The 17079-nt window shown below is 62.5% G+C and carries 15 protein-coding genes; 4 read left to right on the top strand and 11 right to left on the bottom strand.

From position 1 onward, the window contains the following. Positions 1-71: 71 nt before the first annotated feature. A complete protein-coding gene (locus NPS47_RS23770) occupies positions 72-230 on the bottom strand; it encodes a YqaE/Pmp3 family membrane protein (RefSeq protein ID WP_003177654.1) in 159 nt (52 codons plus the stop codon). A 162-nt stretch (positions 231-392) separates the two neighbouring features. Beyond that, positions 393-1673 carry an aspartate aminotransferase family protein gene (locus NPS47_RS23765; protein WP_274297187.1) on the bottom strand — a complete coding sequence of 427 codons (1281 nt, stop codon included), beginning with the start codon at positions 1671-1673 and terminating at the stop codon, positions 393-395. Between the two features lie 158 nt (positions 1674-1831). Between NPS47_RS23765 and NPS47_RS23760 the strand changes: the two genes are divergently transcribed. After that, positions 1832-2755 carry a LysR family transcriptional regulator gene (locus NPS47_RS23760; RefSeq protein WP_038605972.1) on the top strand — a complete coding sequence of 308 codons (924 nt, stop codon included), beginning with the start codon at positions 1832-1834 and terminating at the stop codon, positions 2753-2755. A 228-nt stretch (positions 2756-2983) separates the two neighbouring features. On the opposite strand, the gene NPS47_RS23755 is transcribed toward NPS47_RS23760, so the two are convergent. The 9 genes from NPS47_RS23755 to bioB form a co-directional block, all read right to left on the bottom strand. Then, on the bottom strand, positions 2984-4762 hold the full coding sequence (locus tag NPS47_RS23755; protein ID WP_274297186.1) for an acyl-CoA dehydrogenase C-terminal domain-containing protein: 1779 nt from the start codon (positions 4760-4762) through the stop codon (positions 2984-2986). A 123-nt stretch (positions 4763-4885) separates the two neighbouring features. After that, a complete protein-coding gene (locus NPS47_RS23750; RefSeq protein WP_274297185.1) occupies positions 4886-6172 on the bottom strand; it encodes a GGDEF domain-containing protein in 1287 nt (428 codons plus the stop codon). 280 nt (positions 6173-6452) lie between these two features. After that, complete coding sequence (locus tag NPS47_RS23745) at positions 6453-8258, bottom strand: acyl-CoA dehydrogenase C-terminal domain-containing protein (RefSeq protein WP_197876856.1); 1806 nt, start codon at positions 8256-8258, stop codon at positions 6453-6455. 264 nt (positions 8259-8522) lie between these two features. Beyond that, complete coding sequence (locus NPS47_RS23740) at positions 8523-8819, bottom strand: pyrroloquinoline quinone biosynthesis protein PqqE (RefSeq protein ID WP_274297184.1); 297 nt, start codon at positions 8817-8819, stop codon at positions 8523-8525. 107 nt (positions 8820-8926) lie between these two features. Continuing rightward, positions 8927-9607, bottom strand: coding sequence for a dethiobiotin synthase (gene bioD / locus NPS47_RS23735; protein WP_274297183.1), 681 nt, complete (start codon positions 9605-9607; stop codon positions 8927-8929). Position 9608: 1 nt separating this feature from the next. Further along, positions 9609-10433, bottom strand: coding sequence for a malonyl-ACP O-methyltransferase BioC (gene bioC, locus NPS47_RS23730; protein WP_274297182.1), 825 nt, complete (start codon positions 10431-10433; stop codon positions 9609-9611). After that, positions 10426-11157, bottom strand: a complete 732-nt coding sequence (locus tag NPS47_RS23725; protein WP_274297181.1) for an alpha/beta fold hydrolase — start codon at positions 11155-11157, stop codon at positions 10426-10428. The genes bioC and NPS47_RS23725 overlap by 8 nt, the downstream gene beginning before the upstream one ends. Beyond that, positions 11150-12322, bottom strand: coding sequence for an 8-amino-7-oxononanoate synthase (gene bioF / locus NPS47_RS23720; RefSeq protein WP_274297180.1), 1173 nt, complete (start codon positions 12320-12322; stop codon positions 11150-11152). Before bioF ends, NPS47_RS23725 begins: the two co-directional genes overlap by 8 nt. A 7-nt stretch (positions 12323-12329) precedes the next feature. Next, complete coding sequence (gene bioB / locus NPS47_RS23715; protein ID WP_274297179.1) at positions 12330-13388, bottom strand: biotin synthase BioB; 1059 nt, start codon at positions 13386-13388, stop codon at positions 12330-12332. A gap of 89 nt (positions 13389-13477) precedes the next feature. On the opposite strand from bioB, the gene NPS47_RS23710 reads away from it, so the two are divergent. The 3 genes from NPS47_RS23710 to NPS47_RS23700 all read left to right on the top strand — a co-directional run bounded on the left by NPS47_RS23710 (position 13478) and on the right by NPS47_RS23700 (position 17006). After that, complete coding sequence (locus tag NPS47_RS23710; protein ID WP_274297178.1) at positions 13478-14215, top strand: ComF family protein; 738 nt, start codon at positions 13478-13480, stop codon at positions 14213-14215. A 61-nt stretch (positions 14216-14276) separates the two neighbouring features. Then, complete coding sequence (locus NPS47_RS23705) at positions 14277-15041, top strand: TOBE domain-containing protein (RefSeq protein ID WP_274297177.1); 765 nt, start codon at positions 14277-14279, stop codon at positions 15039-15041. Between the two features lie 63 nt (positions 15042-15104). After that, the gene (locus tag NPS47_RS23700) at positions 15105-17006 is read left to right on the top strand and encodes a PhoX family protein (RefSeq protein WP_274297176.1); all 1902 of its coding nucleotides are present in this window, start codon (positions 15105-15107) and stop codon (positions 17004-17006) included. Positions 17007-17079: the final 73 nt, after the last annotated feature.

Raw genomic sequence — 17079 nt, 5'->3', positions numbered from 1 at the left:
CAAACGGGCCTGCTGCGCAGGCCTTCGCGGATAAATCCGCTCCTACGGTAGCCTGTGTTGGCAATGAACACTCAACGCTTGGCGATGATATACACCGCATGCACGATGCCCGGAATGTACCCCAGCAACGTCAGCAAAATATTGAGCCAGAAGGCGCCGCCGAAGCCGACCTGCAGGAACACGCCAAGCGGCGGCAGGAGTATGGCGATGATGATGCGGATGAAGTCCATGGGGCAGCTCCCTTCAGTGATGTTCTAAAACAGACTGTTGCGTTGCCCTGGGGTTCAACCTGCAAAAGCCAGATAAAAAAACGCCCCAAGCCAAAAACTACAGGCCCGGGGCGATGCGCAGGAACGCGAGACGGTTCGGTTAATTCGTAAATTCGTGGGCCATCAGGCCGTGGCTTCACGCCGCTGGTGCTGCTGCGCCGAATGCACCCGGGCAAAAGCCCGGGCCAGGCGCAGGAGCATTTCGTCGATGTTGCCCTTGCTCACCGTCAAGGCTGGCGACAGGCGCAGCACATCCGGCTGTGGCGCATTGAGCAACAGACCTTCATGGAGGGCGGCCTTGACCAGCTCGGCGGCATTGTCTTCGCTCAGTTGCAGTGCCCAAAGCAGGCCCTGACCACGGACTTCGCGCTGGCCGTAACGACCCGCCAGGCGACTCAGTCCATCCCGCAGATGCCTTCCAGACTCTTGAACGTGCTCAAAGAAGCCCGGCTCCAGCACGGTTTCCAGTACTGCCAGACCCGCGGCGCTCATCAGCGCATTGCCGTGGTGGCTGCCTTCAAGCTCACCGGCTTCGGCGCAGCAAGCACTGCCACGGGCCAGCAACGCGGCAAGCGGCACTCCGCCGCCCAGGCCCTTGCCCAGGGTGATGATGTCGGCGCGTACGTCGTAAGTCTGCTCGGCAAGCAAGGCGCCGCAGCGGCCGACGCCCGTCTGCACCTCATCAAGAATCAACAGGATGCCCAGCTCGCGGCACAGACGCTCGACGCCCTTGAGGTAGGCGGCCGTCGCCGGAATCACTCCGGCTTCGCCCTGGATCGGTTCGAGCATGATCGCCACGGTGCGCGAGTCGACAGCGGCGTGCAGCGCCTCCAGGTCGTTGAACGGCACCTTGCTGAAGCCTGGCAGACCTGGCTCGCAACGATTGCAAGGCGACGGATCGGACGCCGACAACGCCCCCAGGCTACGACCATGGCAACTCTGGCTGGCGGTGATGATGTGATAGGCGCCGTTGCGATGCAGCTGGCCCCATTTGCGCGCCAGCTTGATCGCCCCTTCGCAGGCCTCGGCTCCGCTGTTGAGCAGGTAGGCCTGGTCGCTGCCGGTACTCTGACAGAGAAGGTGCACCAGCTTCAGCAAACCACGGTTGTGGAAGCCGGCACCCGGATTGATCAACGCCTGGGCCTGGCTGCCCAGCGCCTTGACCAGCACGCTGGGGCTATGCCCGAGGCTGTTGACCGCGCAGCCCTGAGTGAAGTCGAGATAGGCATGACCTTCGCTGTCCCACAGCCACGAGCCCTGGCCGCGAACGAACACCTGCGGCGCACGCTCGGTGGCGGGCATCAGGCAGTCGCGCGGCAGCGCTTCAGCGCTCGCGCTGGCGACTGGCACAGGCTTGCGCTCGGCCACCACCGGCGTCGGGCGGCGAAAACTGAACAGGTTCATGTTTTCAACCCTTTTGCCATTCCTATGTAAACAACATCAAGATACACAGTGTTCATCGCGCCTTGTGGCCCTGCAAGCCTTGTGAATACGGGATAGACTAGGCGGATTACCGGCTAACAGCCATTTGGTTTTTCGAGCATTTTTGATAAGTATTGCTTATGGATTTTCGCCAACTGCGTTATTTCGTCGCGGTCTATGAAGAAGGCCATGTGGGCCGGGCCGCCGAGCGCCTGTCGTTGTCGCAACCGGCGCTGTCGCAACAGATCCGCCAGCTCGAACACAGCCTGGATGTCAGCCTGTTCGAGCGCGGCAACAAGCGCCTGTTACCGACCCTCGCCGCACACACCTTGTACAACCACGCCCTACCCTTGCTCGACGGCCTGCAACGCGCCCGCGAGGCCCTGCGCAACTTCAAGGGTCAGTCGCTGCGCACACTGGCCATCGGTGTCCTGCAAACCGTACGCCCAAGCCTGGTCCCGCAACTGCTCGACCGGGTGCGCAAGGCCCAGCCGCACCTGGTGGTACAGATCTACGAGCTGTCGGGGCTGGAGATCGAACGCCGCCTGCTCAATGGCAGCCTGGACATCGGCATCAGCTACCTGCCGCCGCGCCAGCCAGGCCTGCATGGCCTGCTGCTGTACGAAGATGAACTGCAGCTTGTAATCCCCAACACTCACCCGTTGCGGGAATTCAAGAAAGTCTCACTCAAACAGGCTGCGGAGCTGCCCATGCTGCTGCTCGGTGAAGAGTTCCAGGTGCGGCAGATCTGGCAAACGCAGCTGGCCAACCTCGGGCGGCGGCCACAGGTGCAGGCAGAAATGAACAACATGGGCGGGATTCTCGACAGCCTCGGTCACACCTCGCTGGCTACCGTACTGCCGGGGCGGGCCAAGGAAGTGGTCGAAGACGATCAGGAACTGCTGTGGAAGCCTTTGAGCGAACCACGGGTGCCGCTGAAGATCGGCCTGGTGTTCCGCGATGCGCAGCGCCAGCAAGCATCGGTAGAGCTGCTGCGCACACTGCTGGAAGAGGAAGCCGATCCAAGGCAGATCGGGGTGTCGCCGCTGGATGTGCTGGGCTGATACTTTTCTTCGGGCAAAAGAAAACCCCGCCGAGGCGGGGCTTTGCAGACTGTTTCCCTGACATCCATTTCGCCCCGCCACCCTGGCAGGAATCCTACGTGTCCGTGTTCTGTACTTTGCGCTTCCTGCGCTACGTCCATGTGAGAAGGTTAACTGTGGATCCAATCTTCCGATAGAGGCGAAAAGTCACCACGTCGTGTAGGAGATTGCTTACACGACGCGCTAATCTCAAAACTGTGCTGCCTCCAGCAGGTACAACGACTCGCTACCGGCCTTCACCGAAGCGCTGAGCGAGTGGATACGCGGCAGCAAACGGGCGAAGTAGAAGCGAGCGGTGCCGAGTTTGCTGGCGTAGAAATCGTCTTCAGCCTGCTTGGCCAGCGCGGTACGCGCCATCAACGCCCACATGTAGGCATACGCGGTGTAACCGAATACCTGCAGGTACTCCACCGACGCCGCGCCGATTTCGTTCGGGTTGTTCTTGGCCCGGTCCAGGACCCAGGCGGTCAGATCATCGAGGTTGTCCAGGGCGGCGTTCAACGGTTTGACGAACTCACCCAGCTCACTGCCGGCAGTGGCGGTGAAATGGCGGATCTCGTCGGCGAACAGCTTGTACAGCGCACCGCCGCTACCCACGACCTTGCGGCCCATCAGGTCCAGCGCCTGAATGCCGTTGGTGCCTTCGTAGATCTGGGTGATGCGCACATCACGCACCAGTTGTTCCTGACCCCACTCGCGAATATAGCCGTGGCCGCCAAACACTTGCTGGCCATGCACTGCGGATTCCAGGCCGAGGTCGGTGAGGAACGCCTTGGAGACCGGGGTCAGCAGGGCAACGAGGTCTTCGGCGCGTTTACGGGTGGTGGCGTCTTCGCTGAACTTGGCGGTGTCCAGCTGCATGGCGACGTAGGTAGAGAAGGCACGACCGCCCTCGTTCAACGCCTTCATGGTCAGCAGCATGCGCCGTACGTCGGGGTGCACGATGATCGGGTCAGCGACCTTGTCCTTGGCTTGCGGGCCGGTAGGGGCACGGCTCTGCAGACGGTCACGGGCGTATTCAATGGCATTCTGGTAGGAACGCTCCGCCGTCGCCAGGCCCTGGATACCCACGCCCAGACGCTCGTAGTTCATCATGGTGAACATCGCTGCCAGGCCCTTGTTCGGCTCGCCGACCAGGTAACCCACGGCTTCATCGAAGTTCATCACGCAGGTGGCCGAGGCCTGGATACCCATCTTGTGCTCGATCGAACCACAGTTGGCCGGGTTGCGCGCACCCAGGCTGCCATCGGCGTTGACCATGAACTTGGGCACCAGGAACAGGGAAATGCCCTTCGGTCCGGCGGGTGCATCCGGCAGCTTGGCCAGCACCAGATGAATGATGTTCTCGGTCAGGTCGTGCTCACCACCGGTGATGAAGATCTTGGTGCCGCTGACTTTGTAGCTGCCATCGGCCTGAGGTTCGGCCTTGGTGCGGATGATGCCCAGGTCGGTCCCGGCGTGCGGCTCGGTCAGGCACATCGAGCCTGCCCAGACACCGGCGTACATGTTCGGCAGGTACTGTTCCTTGAGCGCGTCGCTGGCGTGGGCGTTGATCGACAGACAGGCACCCGCGGTCAGCATCGGATACAGACCGAAGGCCAGGCTCGACGAGTTGACCATTTCCTCGACCTGCGCCGAGATCACCTTGGGCATGCCCATGCCGCCGTAGGCAGGATCACCACCGACGCCGACCCAGCCACCTTCGGCGTAGGTCTTGTAGGCCTCGATGAAACCGGCCGGGGTGCGCACCGCACCGTTGTCCCAATGGCAGCCTTCTTCGTCACCGCTACGGCTCAGCGGCGCGATGCTCTTGCCCGTGACCTTGCCGGCCTCCTCCAGCACCGCCAGCGCGGTCTCTTCATCGACAGCTTCGGCCAGGCCCGGCAATTGGGCCCAGAGCTTGGCCACTTCGAAGACTTCATTGAGGACGAAGCGCATATCGCGCAGGGGCGCTTTATAGTCAGCCATGGCAACCTCTCACACTTGAGTCGGGGACGGTCCCGCAGGACCGCTTCACTGTTATGCAAGCAGTGTAACCGAACAACTTTTGCGAGACATAGGGTCATCTGGTGACCATATAGTCAACCCAAGTCACGCCGTACGCACCGCCCCCCGCTTGGCCTGATGACCGTAGGCCATGACGCAGTTACGCCCCGCGCCCTTGGCGCTGTAGAGCGCCTGGTCGGCCGACTTGAGCACTTCGTCGGGAGAACGGTGATCGATCAGGCGTTCGCTGACGCCGATACTGATGGTCACAGAAACACTGGACGCTGCCGACGCCCCGCGGCGCTGGCGCCCCTGCTGATCGTCCTGGGGACGGTTGTCCTGGTTGCGCAACTGGATGTTGTAGTTGGCGATCACCTCGCGCACCGCTTCCAGGTGCGGCATGCACTCCTCGATGCTTTTCCCGGCGAACACCAGGGCGAACTCTTCACCCCCGTAGCGATAGGCGCGGCCGCCACCGGTCACCTTGGACAGCTTGCTGGCCACCAGGCGCAGCACCTGGTCACCGACATCGTGGCCATGGGTGTCGTTGAATTTCTTGAAGTGATCGACATCGGTCATTGCCAGCACATAGTTGCGCCCCAGGCGCTGCATGCGCTCGTTGAGGGCGCGGCGACCGGGCAGGCCGGTGAGTTCATCACGAAACGCCATCTGGTAGGCCTCATGAGAAACCGCCGCAGCGATCATCAGCATCACCTGGCTGCACATGATGTTCAGGGTGAAGGGCAGGATGAAGGTCTTGGGCAGCATCCAGAATATCCCGATCAAGCCGATGACCTGCGCGGCATGCAAAGGCCTGGGCTCACGCAGGTACTGCACCACGAGCAGGACGAAGGCGATGATGAACACCGGATAAGCCAGCTGGATAAGGCTCATCCACTGCCCGTGCAGCGACGGCCAGCGAATTTCTGCCAACCAGCTCAGCACTGCATGCGGGAAGCTTTGCTCCAGCCCCAGGGCGACACTGCCGACCGCCAGCAATACCGCAAACCGCGCGACCATGTCCTGGAACAGATGCGTGCGCTCCTGCCAGGCGGCGTACAGAGCAAACATCAGTGGCAACAACAGGCAGACCAGATGGAAGACCACCGCCGCATCCTCGCGGACCCGGCCATTGTCGCGGTAGAAATCGGTCTGGGTATCGAGCAGAAAATAGGCGATGTACACCGTGAGCATCAGGAACAGCTCGCGCTGACGGCGATACACGGCGCAGTAGGCGCCGCCCAGCAACAGCACCAAGGTAGGCAGAACATTGAACAGAGAGGTGAAGAAGACGTTGAGGTCTCTCACATAAGCAGCGGCGAGCCCTGACACCAGCAAACAGACTGACGGCAGGAAGTGGCTCGGACGTACAGCGGATAAACGAAAAAACAAGGGTAATCTCCGACCCGGCAGATCAATAATGGCATTGTGCCTTTAAGTTGTCGGCAGCGCACATGAATAGATGAGTGCATTTGGTCGGAGTCCTCTCCCGTGGGGAGAACTGCAGGGTATTGAGTGTGGAAGCTGGCATTGCCAGCGATGCATTCACCGCGCGCCAGCTGACATCGCGCCGATTCCATCGCCAGCAAGGCTGGCTCCCACAACTGGGCAGCTCCAGCAAAAAAAAAACGCCAGCCGGTAAGGGCAGGCGTTTTTGCTTACAGCCTTTTAATCAGTACGAGAGACCGAAGTGCTCTTCGTTCATGTCCATCAGGTTGTTGGCGCCCGACAGCATGGTGGCAACGTGTGTGCGGGTACGCGGCAGGATGCGCTGGAAGTAGAAGCGCGCGGTCTGCAGCTTGGCGGTGTAGAAGGCTTCTTCGCTGGTGCCGGCAGCCAGTTTCTCTGCAGCCAGGCGCGCCATGTCGGCCCAGAAGTAAGCCAGGCAGGCGTAACCGGAGTACATCAGGTAGTCCACCGAAGCGGCACCGACTTCTTCCCGGTCTTTCATCGCCGCCATGCCGACCTTCATGGTCAGCTCGCCCCACTCTTTGTTCAGCTGGGCCAACGGTGCGACGAACTCGCTGATCGCTTCGTTGCCTTCGTTGCCCTGGCAGAACTTGTGCACGATCTTGGTGAAGCCTTTGAGTGCTTCGCCCTGGGTCATCAGTACTTTACGGCCGAGCAGGTCCAGCGCCTGGATGCCGGTGGTGCCTTCGTACAGCATCGAGATACGGCTGTCGCGAACGTTCTGCTCCATGCCCCACTCGGCGATGAAGCCGTGGCCGCCATAGATCTGTACGCCGTGGTTGGCCGCTTCGAAGCCGACTTCGGTCATGAAGGCCTTGGCAATCGGGGTCATGAAAGCCAGCAGGGCGTCGGCCTTCTTCTTCTCTTCTTCGTCCTGGCTGTACTTGACGATGTCGACCTGCTTGGCAGTGAAGTACACCATCGCACGGTTACCTTCGGCGAAGGCTTTCATGGTCAGCAGCATGCGCCGTACATCAGGGTGCACGATGATCGGGTCAGCGGCTTTGTCCGGCGCTTTCGGGCCAGTCAGCGAACGCATTTGCAGGCGGTCGCGAGCGTATTTCAGGCCACCCTGGAACGCCACTTCGGCGTGGGCCAGGCCTTGCAGCGCGGTACCCAGACGAGCAGTGTTCATGAAGGTGAACATGCAGTTCAGGCCTTTGTTGGCCGGGCCGATCAGGTAGCCGGTTGCAGCGTCGAAGTTCATCACGCAGGTGGCGTTGCCGTGGATGCCCATCTTGTGTTCGATGGAGCCACAAGAGACGGCGTTACGCTCACCGACAGTGCCTTCGGCGGTCGGCAGGAATTTCGGCACGATGAACAGCGAGATACCTTTGGTACCCGCCGGTGCATCGGGCAGGCGCGCCAGCACGATGTGGACGATGTTGCCGGCCATGTCGTGTTCACCGGCCGAGATGAAGATCTTGGTGCCGGTGACTTTGTAGGAACCATCGGCCTGAGGTTCGGCCTTGGTGCGCAGCATGCCCAGGTCGGTACCGCAGTGCGGTTCGGTCAGGCACATGGTGCCGGTCCACTCGCCGGATACCAGCTTGGTCAGGTAGGTCTCTTGCTGTTCGGCGGTACCGTGCTCGGAGATGGTGTTCATCGCGCCATGCGACAGGCCAGGGTACATGCCCCACGACCAGTTCGACTCACCGACCATTTCGCTGATCGCCAGGCCCAGCGACTCAGGCAGACCCTGACCGCCGTGCTCGACGTCATGCGCCAGGCTCGGCCAGCCGCCTTCGACGAACTGGTTGTAGGCTTCCTTGAAACCGGTCGGAGTCTTCACGCCCGACTCGCTCCAGGTGCAGCCTTCCAGGTCACCGACGCGGTTCAGCGGGGCCAGCACCTGTTCACAAAACTTGGCGCCTTCCTCGAGGATGGCATTCACCATGTCTGGAGTGGCGTCCTGGCAAGCCGGCAGGCTCTGATAATGCGCTTCATAGCCGAGCAGCTCGTCACGAACGAAGCGAATATCACGCAAGGGGGCTTTGTATTCAGGCATTGCGATGAACCTCTGCTGATGAATCCTGGAGAGAGAGACCACGACCGATCCGTTGTTGTTGGCATTCGGTCAAACAGTTGTTTGAAACATACGTTTACGCCGAAAACTTGTCAAGCATCAACCAGAGGGCAGTTCGGTCATGAAACACTGCGCAGTTCATCCGGCAAAAAGCCGCAGGAACGCGCAGCCGAGCGCCTGCCGGCAAGGCCAAGGCGCTGATACTCAAAGAATAGTTGAAGACCCGCAGCGAGCGCGGCGGGAGGGTCAGGCGTAGGTGTCGATCAAGGTGCCGAGCATTTCGTCCGATGCTTTGGCCACTTTGACACCCAGTTCGACCTGATGCTTGCCGAGGGCCATTTCCACACTGCTGGTGGCCAGGTCCATCTGCTGGCTGCGATCGACCGCACGCAGGCGCTCGGCCTGATAGTCACTGGACTGGCTGGTGGCGGCGCGCTCGACGGTGGTGTTGGCGATCTGGCTCGCGGCCTGATCGACGCGGTGCTGCCCGGCCTGGATCGCACCGAGCCCGGCGTAGAATGGTGAGTTGCCTGAGATTTCCATGTCGAAACTCCATGACGCTGAAGGCGAACGGCCTCTATTGAAGCAGACCTGCCGACAAAAGGCCCGTTGAAATCGCTAATGGCATGTTGCCATACGATAGACGCAGGCTAGTCCAGCAGGTCCAGTTGCAAGTGATCAGCCACCGCTTCAGCGCTTACCTGCTTGAGCTTGGGCACTCGCCCCAGGCACGGCGCTGGCAAACGTTCGGCCAGACTCGCCAGGTTCTCTTCCAGACGCGAGGTGCGCGGGTCGACAATGTTCGCCACCCAGCCGGCCAGTTGCAGGCCGTCGCGGGCAATGGCTTCGGCACTGAGCAAGGCATGGTTGATACAGCCCAGGCGCACGCCCACCACCAGTATCACCGGCAGCTTCAAGGCGATGGCCAGGTCCGACAGGTTGGCTTGATCGGACAGCGGCACCCGCCAGCCGCCGGCACCTTCGATCAGGGTGAAATCAGCGCCCTGGGCCAGCACTGCGCGCATGGGTTCCAGCAACGCCTGCACGCTCAGCACCACACCGGTTTCGCGGGCGGCCAGATGCGGGGCAATGGCGGGCTCGAAAGCGAAGGGATTGACCTGCTCGTAAGGCAGCTTGAGCGAACTCTGGGCAATCAGCGCCAGGGCATCGTCGTTGCGCAAGCCTTTGGCACTGGCGCTGCAGCCGGAGGCTACCGGTTTCGCACCCAGCGTGCTCAGGCCCGCCAGCTGCGCCGCATGCAACAGCCCGGCAGCCACGGTGGTCTTGCCGACATCGGTGTCAGTTCCGGCGATGAAATAGGCTGGGCTCATCTCACTTCCCTTCTGTCAGCGGCTTTTGCAGTACACCGTAGACTACTTGATAGGTAGCTGGCAGTCCTCGCGCTTGTCGAAATTGCTCATAGGCCTGCAACAGCCCCTGCATCCGTGCCCTTCCGGTCAGCCCGGCAGGTCGGCCCGGGTTGAGGTTGTGCGCGCCGAGCGCCTTGAGTTCGTGGGTCAGGCTGCGCACATCGGGGTAGTGCAGCACATGCGGGCGAACCTCCAGCCCCAGCACCTGCAACGCACTCCCGGCACACAGGCGCTGGTAGTCCTGCAGCTGGCGGAAGCGATTGACATGCACCAGACCGTCGACCGCCTGCCAACTCTCGCGCAGCTCATGCAATGTGCCGGCGCAAAGGCTGGCAAAGGCCAGTACACCGCCCGGTTTCAGAACCCGCCAGGCTTCATCGAGTACGGCGCGAAAGTCGCCACACCACTGCACTGCCAGGCTGGTAAAGATCAGTTCAACGCTAGCGTCCTGCAGTGGCAAACGCTCGGCATCGCCAGCCACATGGTGGTGCGCCCCACCGTGCTCGCGAGCATGCTGGAGCATGCCTTCGGCGATATCCACAGCAACGCCTGCAGCCTGCGGGAAGCGTTTGTGCAAGGCACGGCTGAAATGGCCGGTGCCACTCCCCAGGTCCAGCCAGCGTTGCGGCTCAAGGCTGGCGGGCAGCTGTTCAAGCAATGCGTTACCCACCGCCCGTTGCAGTTCGGCAACGCTGTCGTAACTGGCGGCAGCGCGTGAGAACGAGGCCGCGACCTGACGTTTGTCGGGCAAGGCGCCGGGCAGGCCCGGTTGGGAAAGATCAGTCATCGCCACTCTCATGTACAAAGGCCTTTATCGCCGCCGCCAACTCATGCGGTGTTTCCATCACGAAACCATGAGCACTGTCTTCCAGCAGCCCGACTTCCACGTCCGGCAGTTCTTCGAGCAACACCCCGGCGACTTCGGCCGGCACCAGCCCGTCACGACCGGCAAACAGATGCAGCTGCGGGCCGCCATAGGCCTGCAACGCTGCCCGGGTATCGAGCTGGCCGAGCACTTCGAGGCCGGCCACCAGTTGCTCGGGAGCAGGTTCGGGCAGCGCCGCACCGAGCAAACGGGCCAGGCTGCGCGGCTCTTCAGCGCCCTGGCTGCACAACGAAATGAAGCGTTTGAGCGTGACCTGGGTGTGATAGCGGCAGCCTTCGAGGAAGGTCTGGAAGGTGTCTACCGCCATGCCATGTGGCCAGTCCGGGCGGCTGACGAAACTGAGGTTGCTGCCCAAGGTGATCAGCCCGCAGCAGTCATCGCCACGCCGGGCCGCCAGTTCGGCGGCGAGCATGCCGCCCAGTGACCAGCCGCCGAGCCAGGCATTGCGCGGCAATTGCCGGTCAAGCTTGTCCAGCCAGTCTTGCGGGTCATTCGATACCAGGTCGGGCAGGTCGTGGATTTCCACCTGCAAGCCGCTATCAATGGCGCGCAGCGCCGCCACCAGCGGCTGCAACGCCGAACGCCCCAGGCCCCAGCCCGGCAAAAGAACCAGTCGGTTACGCATCAGCAGGCTCCAGCAGCGGATAACAGTCGGACAATGCCTCCAACAATAGCTGCACCTGAGCCGCGCTGTGTGCAGCGCTCAAGGTTACCCGCAGGCGCGCGCTGCCAGCCGGTACCGTCGGTGGACGGATTGCAGTCACCAGCAAGCCGCGTTCGCGCAGCATTTGCGAAAGGCGCAAGGCCCGCGCACTGTCACCGATCAGGATCGGCTGAATCGGGGTGAAGCTGTCCATCAACTGCAGACCGATCTGCTCGGCACCACTACGGAACTGCTGGATCAGCGCCGCCAGGTGCTCACGGCGCCAGTGCTCGCTGCGCAGCAGTTGCAGGCTGCGCAAGGTGGCACACGCCAAAGCCGGTGGCTGGCTGGTGGTATAGATGTAGGGGCGGGCGAACTGGATCAGGCATTCGATCAGTTCCTCGCTACCGGCGACAAAGGCGCCGGCCGTGCCGCAGGCCTTGCCCAGCGTGCCGATCAGCACCGGCACCTGCTCGGTGCTCAGGCCGAAATGCTCGACAATCCCGCCGCCATTGCGCCCCAGCGTACCGAAACCATGGGCATCGTCGACCATCAACCAGGCATCGTGGGCCTTGGCGGTGGCGGCCAGGGCCGGCAGGTCGGCAATGTCGCCATCCATGCTGAACACCCCGTCAGTGACCACCAGGGTATTGCCCACCGCCTTGTCCAGGCGACTGGCCAGGCTGCTCGCGTCGTTGTGCAGGTAACGGTTGAAGCGCGCGCCGCTGAGCAGTCCGGCATCAAGCAGCGAAGCATGATTGAGGCGGTCCTGCAGCACCGTATCACCCTGCCCCACCAGCGCCGTCAAAGCGCCAAGATTAGCCATGTAGCCAGTGGTAAACAGCAATGCGCGCGGTCGGCCGGTCAGTTCGGCCAGCGCCTCTTCGACTTCATGGTGTGGAGTACTGTGGCCAATCACCAGGTGCGAAGCGCCACCGCCGACACCCCAGCGCTCGGCACCGGCGCGCCAGGCGGCGATCACTTCAGGGTGACTGGCCAGGCCCAGGTAGTCGTTGCTGCAAAAAGCCAGCAACGGCTGACCGTCGACCACCACTTCAGGGCCTTGCGGGCTCTGCAACAGCGGGCGCTGGCGGTACAGGTCGGCAACGCGGCGTTGTTCCAGCCGCGCACGAAGATCAAAAGCCATGCGCGCCTCAGGCCGAGGCGGCGTTGTAGAACAGCTCGCTGCTCTTCTGTTCGATCAGCGCCTGTTCGATGGCCGCCTGGTGAACTTCGTCGGCATGCTCTTCACGGGCTTCAGGCTGAATGCCGAGGCGCGCGAACAGCTGCATGTCCTTGTCGGCCTGCGGGTTGGCGGTGGTCAGCAGTTTTTCGCCGTAGAAAATCGAGTTGGCGCCGGCAAAGAACGCCAGGGCCTGCATTTGCTCGTTCATCGCTTCGCGTCCGGCCGACAGCCGCACGTGGGATTTCGGCATCAGGATCCGCGCCACGGCGAGCATGCGGATAAAGTCGAACGGATCGACCTCTTCGGCATTCTCCAACGGCGTACCGACAACTTTCACCAGCATGTTGATCGGCACCGACTCCGGGTGCTCCGGCAGGTTGGCCAGCTGGATCAGCAACCCAGCGCGGTCGTCCAGCGACTCGCCCATGCCGAGGATACCGCCCGAGCAGATCTTCATCCCGGCATCACGCACGTAGGACAGGGTCTGCAGGCGCTCGCTGTAGGTACGGGTGGTGATGATGCTGCCGTAAAACTCCGGCGAGGTATCGAGGTTGTGGTTGTAGTAGTCGAGCCCGGCTTCGGCCAGCGCCTGGGTCTGCTCCTGGTCGAGCTTGCCGAGGGTCATGCAGGTTTCCAGGCCCATGGCCTTGACCCCTTTGACCATCTGCAGCACGTAGGGCATGTCTTTGGCCGACGGATGCTTCCAGGCCGCGCCCATGCAGAAGCGGGTAGAGCCGATGGCCTTGGCGCGAGCGGCCTCTTCGAGGACCTTCTGCACCTCCATCAGCTTCTGTTTTTCCAGCCCGGTGTTGTAGTGACCGGACTGCGGACAATATTTGCAATCTTCCGGGCAGGCGCCGGTCTTGATCGACAGGAGGGTCGAAACCTGGACGCGGTTGGCGTCGAAGTGCGCGCGGTGCACGGTCTGCGCCTGGAACAGCAAGTCATTGAACGGTTGCTGGAACAGCGCCTTGACCTCGGCCAGGGTCCAGTCGTGACGTGTTGTTGCAGTTGTGCTGGCGCTCATCGGCGGTTCCTTGTTTAGGCTTTGACTGGCGCCGGGACAGGATTGCCCGCCAGCGCATCACGGATAGCTCGCATAGTTAAGGAAGCTCGATGCACTGTCAACCACAACTCAAAAGCATGGTTTACAACTGGTTAAATAGTAACCATGACTGCCTGCTGTGCAATGAAACCGCCGAACAGCCCTACCCGCTTTGCGTCGCCTGCGAAGCCGAGCTGCCCTGGCTGGAAGATGGCTGCCAGGTGTGCGCCTTGCCGTTGCCGATGCACGGTTTGACCTGTGGCCAATGCAGCCGCCGTGCACCGGCTTTCTACCGGGTCGAGGCGCCTTGGCACTATGGTTTTCCGCTGGATGCGCTGATCAGTCGGTTCAAGTACCACAGCCAGTGGCCGCTGGGTTACCTGCTGGCGCAGCTGCTGGGACGCTGGCTGACACATCGTTTCGACGACGGCCTGCCGCGCCCGGCGCTGCTCCTGCCGGTGCCCCTGAGCCGTCGCCGCTTGCGCCAGCGGGGTTACAACCAGGCTGCCATGCTGGCCCGCTGGCTGGCCGCGCACAACGGTATCGCCTGCGACGAACGGGTCCTCAAACGCCTGGTCGACACACCGGCGCAGCAGGGCCTTAACGCGCGGCAGCGCAAACGCAATCTACGCCAGGCGTTTGCCGTGGAAAACGCCGACCGCCTGGAGGGTCGGCACCTGGCGCTGGTAGATGATGTGCTGACCACCGGCGCCACCGCCCAGGCCCTGGCCAGCCTGCTGCTCAAGGCCGGTGCCCGCCGGGTCGACGTCTATTGCCTGGCACGTACCGCCAAGCCCGGCAGCGCTTGACTTGCCGTCGGGCTGCGGGCACTTTCGAGGCTGATACTTCCTTGATGCCCGTAGCCCGCACATGTCCTTGCCCGCCCTGCTCACCCAACACATCGTTCGCCGTCCGCAGCGCATCGCCCTGCTGCAACACATCGCCGAACAAGGCTCGATCACCCGTGCCGCGAAGAGCGCCGGCATGAGCTACAAAGCGGCGTGGGATGCCATCGACGAACTCAACAACCTGGCGGCCAGTCCGCTGGTAGAGCGCAGTATCGGTGGCCGCGGCGGCGGTGGCGCCAAGCTGTCGCAGGAGGGCCAGCGGGTGCTGCGCCTGTACCAGCGCCTGCAAGCACTGCAGGCACAGATTCTGGAAGCCGCCGAAGACGCCAGCGATCTCGACCTGCTGGGCCGTCTGATGCTGCGCACCAGCGCGCGCAACCAGCTGCACGGCCGGGTCAGTGCCATCGAGACACAAGGACATTACGACCGCATCAGCCTGGCCCTGGCCGGCGACCTGAACATCGATGCGCTGATTACCCGCGATAGCACCCAGCGTCTGGAACTGACCCCGGGCACAACCGTGGTGGCCCTGATCAAGGCGGGCTGGCTGACCCTGCTCAGCCCTCACGACCGCCCACTGGAGGGCTACAACTGCCTGCAGGCCAAGGTGGAGGAACTGCTCGCCGAGCCTCAGGGGCCGACTGAAGTGCGCCTGACATTGAGCAACGGGCAAACCCTGTGCACCTTCGCCGAACCTGCCTGGCTCAACGCCCATGCCGTGGCTGCAGGAAGCAACCTGCGCGTTCAGTTTCAACCGTCCTACGTCCTTATCGGAACGCCTTTGTAAAACCGACACAAAACCGTCATAAGCGCTGACTAAGGTGACTGCCAAACCCGCAGGAAGCCTGTCATGAACCTATTAGAAGAACACCAGTCCACCGACCTCGAACAGCTGGTCAGCCTGAGTCGCCGTCGTTTCATCGGAGCAGGTGCCCTGTGCGGCGCCGCCCTGTTTCTGGGTGGCAACCTGCTCAGCCGCAGTGTAATGGCCGCCAGCGTCAGCGCTGCCAACAGCAGCCTGCTCGGCTTTACCAGCATCCCCAGTGCCACCGCCGACAGCATCAGCCTGCCCCCTGGTTACAAAGCCTCGGTACTGATCAGCTGGGGCCAGCCGCTGCACGCCGACGCGCCGGCTTTCGACGCATCCGGCCAGGGCACAGCCAAAGCCCAGGAACTGCAGTTCGGTGACAACAACGACGGCATGAGTCTGTTTCCCTTCCCCGGCGATGACAATCGGGCGTTGATGGCCATCAACAACGAATACACCAACTACCGCTATCTGTTCGCCCATGGCGGCCAACCGGCCTCCGCCGAAGACGTGCACAAGGCCCAGGCTGCCGAAGGCGTCTCGGTGATCGAGGTCAAGCGCAGCAATGGCCAGTGGCAGTTTGTCCAGGGCTCGCCCTACAACCGCCGAATCCACGGCAACTCGCCGATCCGTGTCGGCGGCCCGGCGGCGGGCGATGCCTGGATGAAGACCGCAGCCGACAACAGCGGTCGCAAGGTACTCGGCACGTTCCAGAACTGCGCCAACGGCAAGACGCCGTGGGGCACCTACCTGACCTGCGAAGAGAACTTCACCGACTGCTTTGGCAGCAGCAATCCGGCGCAAGCCTTTGATGCCGGGCAGAAACGTTACGGGGCGACGATCGACAGCAAGGAAATCGGCTGGCACCCACACGACCCGCGTTTCGACCTGGCGAAGAACCCCAATGAGCTGAACCGCCATGGCTGGGTAGTGGAGATCGATCCGTTCGACCCGGATTCGACCCCGGTCAAGCGCACGGCCCTGGGCCGTTTCAAGCACGAAAACGCCGCCCTCGGCGAAACCCGCGATGGCCGGGCGGTGGTCTACATGGGCGATGATGAGCGCGGTGAGTTCATCTACAAATTCATCAGCCGCGACCGCATCGACCATAAAAACCCCAGCGCCAACCGCAGCCTGCTCGATCACGGCACCCTGTATGTCGCGCGTTTCGACGATGGCGACCAGAATGCCGAGCATCCGCGCGGCAAGGGCCAGTGGCTGGAGATGACCCACGGCAAGAACGGCCTGATTGCCGCCAACGGTTTTGCCAGCCAGGCCCAGGTGTTGATCCATGCACGTCTGGCCGCCAGCCAGCTCAAGGCCACGCGCATGGACCGCCCGGAATGGATCGTGGTCAGCCCCAAGGACGGCCAGGTCTATTGCACCCTGACCAACAACGTCAAACGTGGCGAAGAAGGCCAGCCGGCAGGCGGCCCCAACCCACGCGAGAAAAACCTCTACGGGCAGATCCTGCGCTGGCGCGAGACCGACAATGACCACGGCGCCATGAGTTTCGACTGGGACCTGTTCGTGGTCGCCGGCAACCCGTCGGTACACCCCGATGATGCCAAGGGCGGCTCAAGCAACATTACCCCGCAAAACATGTTCAACAGCCCGGACGGGCTGGGCTTCGACCCGGATGGCCGGTTGTGGATCCTCACCGATGGCGACTACAGCAATAGCGGTGACTTTGCCGGCATGGGCAATAACCAGATGCTCTGCGCCGACCCGGTCAGTGGCGAGATCCGGCGTTTCATGGTCGGGCCGGTGGCCTGTGAGGTGACCGGGATCGCCTTCGCGCCGGACCAGCGCACCCTGTTCGTCGGCATCCAGCATCCAGGTGAATCCGGCGGCTCGACCTTTCCCGAGCACCTGCCCAACGGCAAGCCGCGTTCGTCGGTAATGGCGATCAGCCGGGAAGATGGCGGGATCGTCGGGGCCTGAGATCAGCAGGGGCTGCTACGCAGCCCATCGCCGGCAAGGCCGGCTCCCACAGGTACTGTTTGCACTGGACCAT

Source organism: Pseudomonas putida, from assembly GCF_028682475.1.
In the GTDB taxonomy this organism is placed as follows: Bacteria; Pseudomonadota; Gammaproteobacteria; order Pseudomonadales; family Pseudomonadaceae; genus Aquipseudomonas; species Aquipseudomonas putida_AG.
The sequence above is the reverse complement of the archived record's forward strand: the minus strand, read 5'-3'. Positions and strand labels throughout refer to the sequence as shown.

What these genes read in the sequence shown, in the direction of transcription:
- NPS47_RS23770 (WP_003177654.1), bottom strand. Translation starts at nt 230, where the DNA reads ATGGACTTCATCCGCATCATCATCGCCATACTCCTGCCGCCGCTTGGC.
- NPS47_RS23765 (WP_274297187.1), bottom strand. Translation starts at nt 1,673, where the DNA reads ATGAACCTGTTCAGTTTTCGCCGCCCGACGCCGGTGGTGGCCGAGCGC.
- NPS47_RS23760 (WP_038605972.1), top strand. Translation starts at nt 1,832, where the DNA reads ATGGATTTTCGCCAACTGCGTTATTTCGTCGCGGTCTATGAAGAAGGC.
- NPS47_RS23755 (WP_274297186.1), bottom strand. Translation starts at nt 4,762, where the DNA reads ATGGCTGACTATAAAGCGCCCCTGCGCGATATGCGCTTCGTCCTCAAT.
- NPS47_RS23745 (WP_197876856.1), bottom strand. Translation starts at nt 8,258, where the DNA reads ATGCCTGAATACAAAGCCCCCTTGCGTGATATTCGCTTCGTTCGTGAC.
- NPS47_RS23740 (WP_274297184.1), bottom strand. Translation starts at nt 8,819, where the DNA reads ATGGAAATCTCAGGCAACTCACCATTCTACGCCGGGCTCGGTGCGATC.
- bioD (WP_274297183.1), bottom strand. Translation starts at nt 9,607, where the DNA reads ATGAGCCCAGCCTATTTCATCGCCGGAACTGACACCGATGTCGGCAAG.
- bioC (WP_274297182.1), bottom strand. Translation starts at nt 10,433, where the DNA reads ATGACTGATCTTTCCCAACCGGGCCTGCCCGGCGCCTTGCCCGACAAA.
- NPS47_RS23725 (WP_274297181.1), bottom strand. Translation starts at nt 11,157, where the DNA reads ATGCGTAACCGACTGGTTCTTTTGCCGGGCTGGGGCCTGGGGCGTTCG.
- bioF (WP_274297180.1), bottom strand. Translation starts at nt 12,322, where the DNA reads ATGGCTTTTGATCTTCGTGCGCGGCTGGAACAACGCCGCGTTGCCGAC.
- bioB (WP_274297179.1), bottom strand. Translation starts at nt 13,388, where the DNA reads ATGAGCGCCAGCACAACTGCAACAACACGTCACGACTGGACCCTGGCC.
- NPS47_RS23710 (WP_274297178.1), top strand. Translation starts at nt 13,478, where the DNA reads ATGCACTGTCAACCACAACTCAAAAGCATGGTTTACAACTGGTTAAAT.
- NPS47_RS23705 (WP_274297177.1), top strand. Translation starts at nt 14,277, where the DNA reads ATGTCCTTGCCCGCCCTGCTCACCCAACACATCGTTCGCCGTCCGCAG.
- NPS47_RS23700 (WP_274297176.1), top strand. Translation starts at nt 15,105, where the DNA reads ATGAACCTATTAGAAGAACACCAGTCCACCGACCTCGAACAGCTGGTC.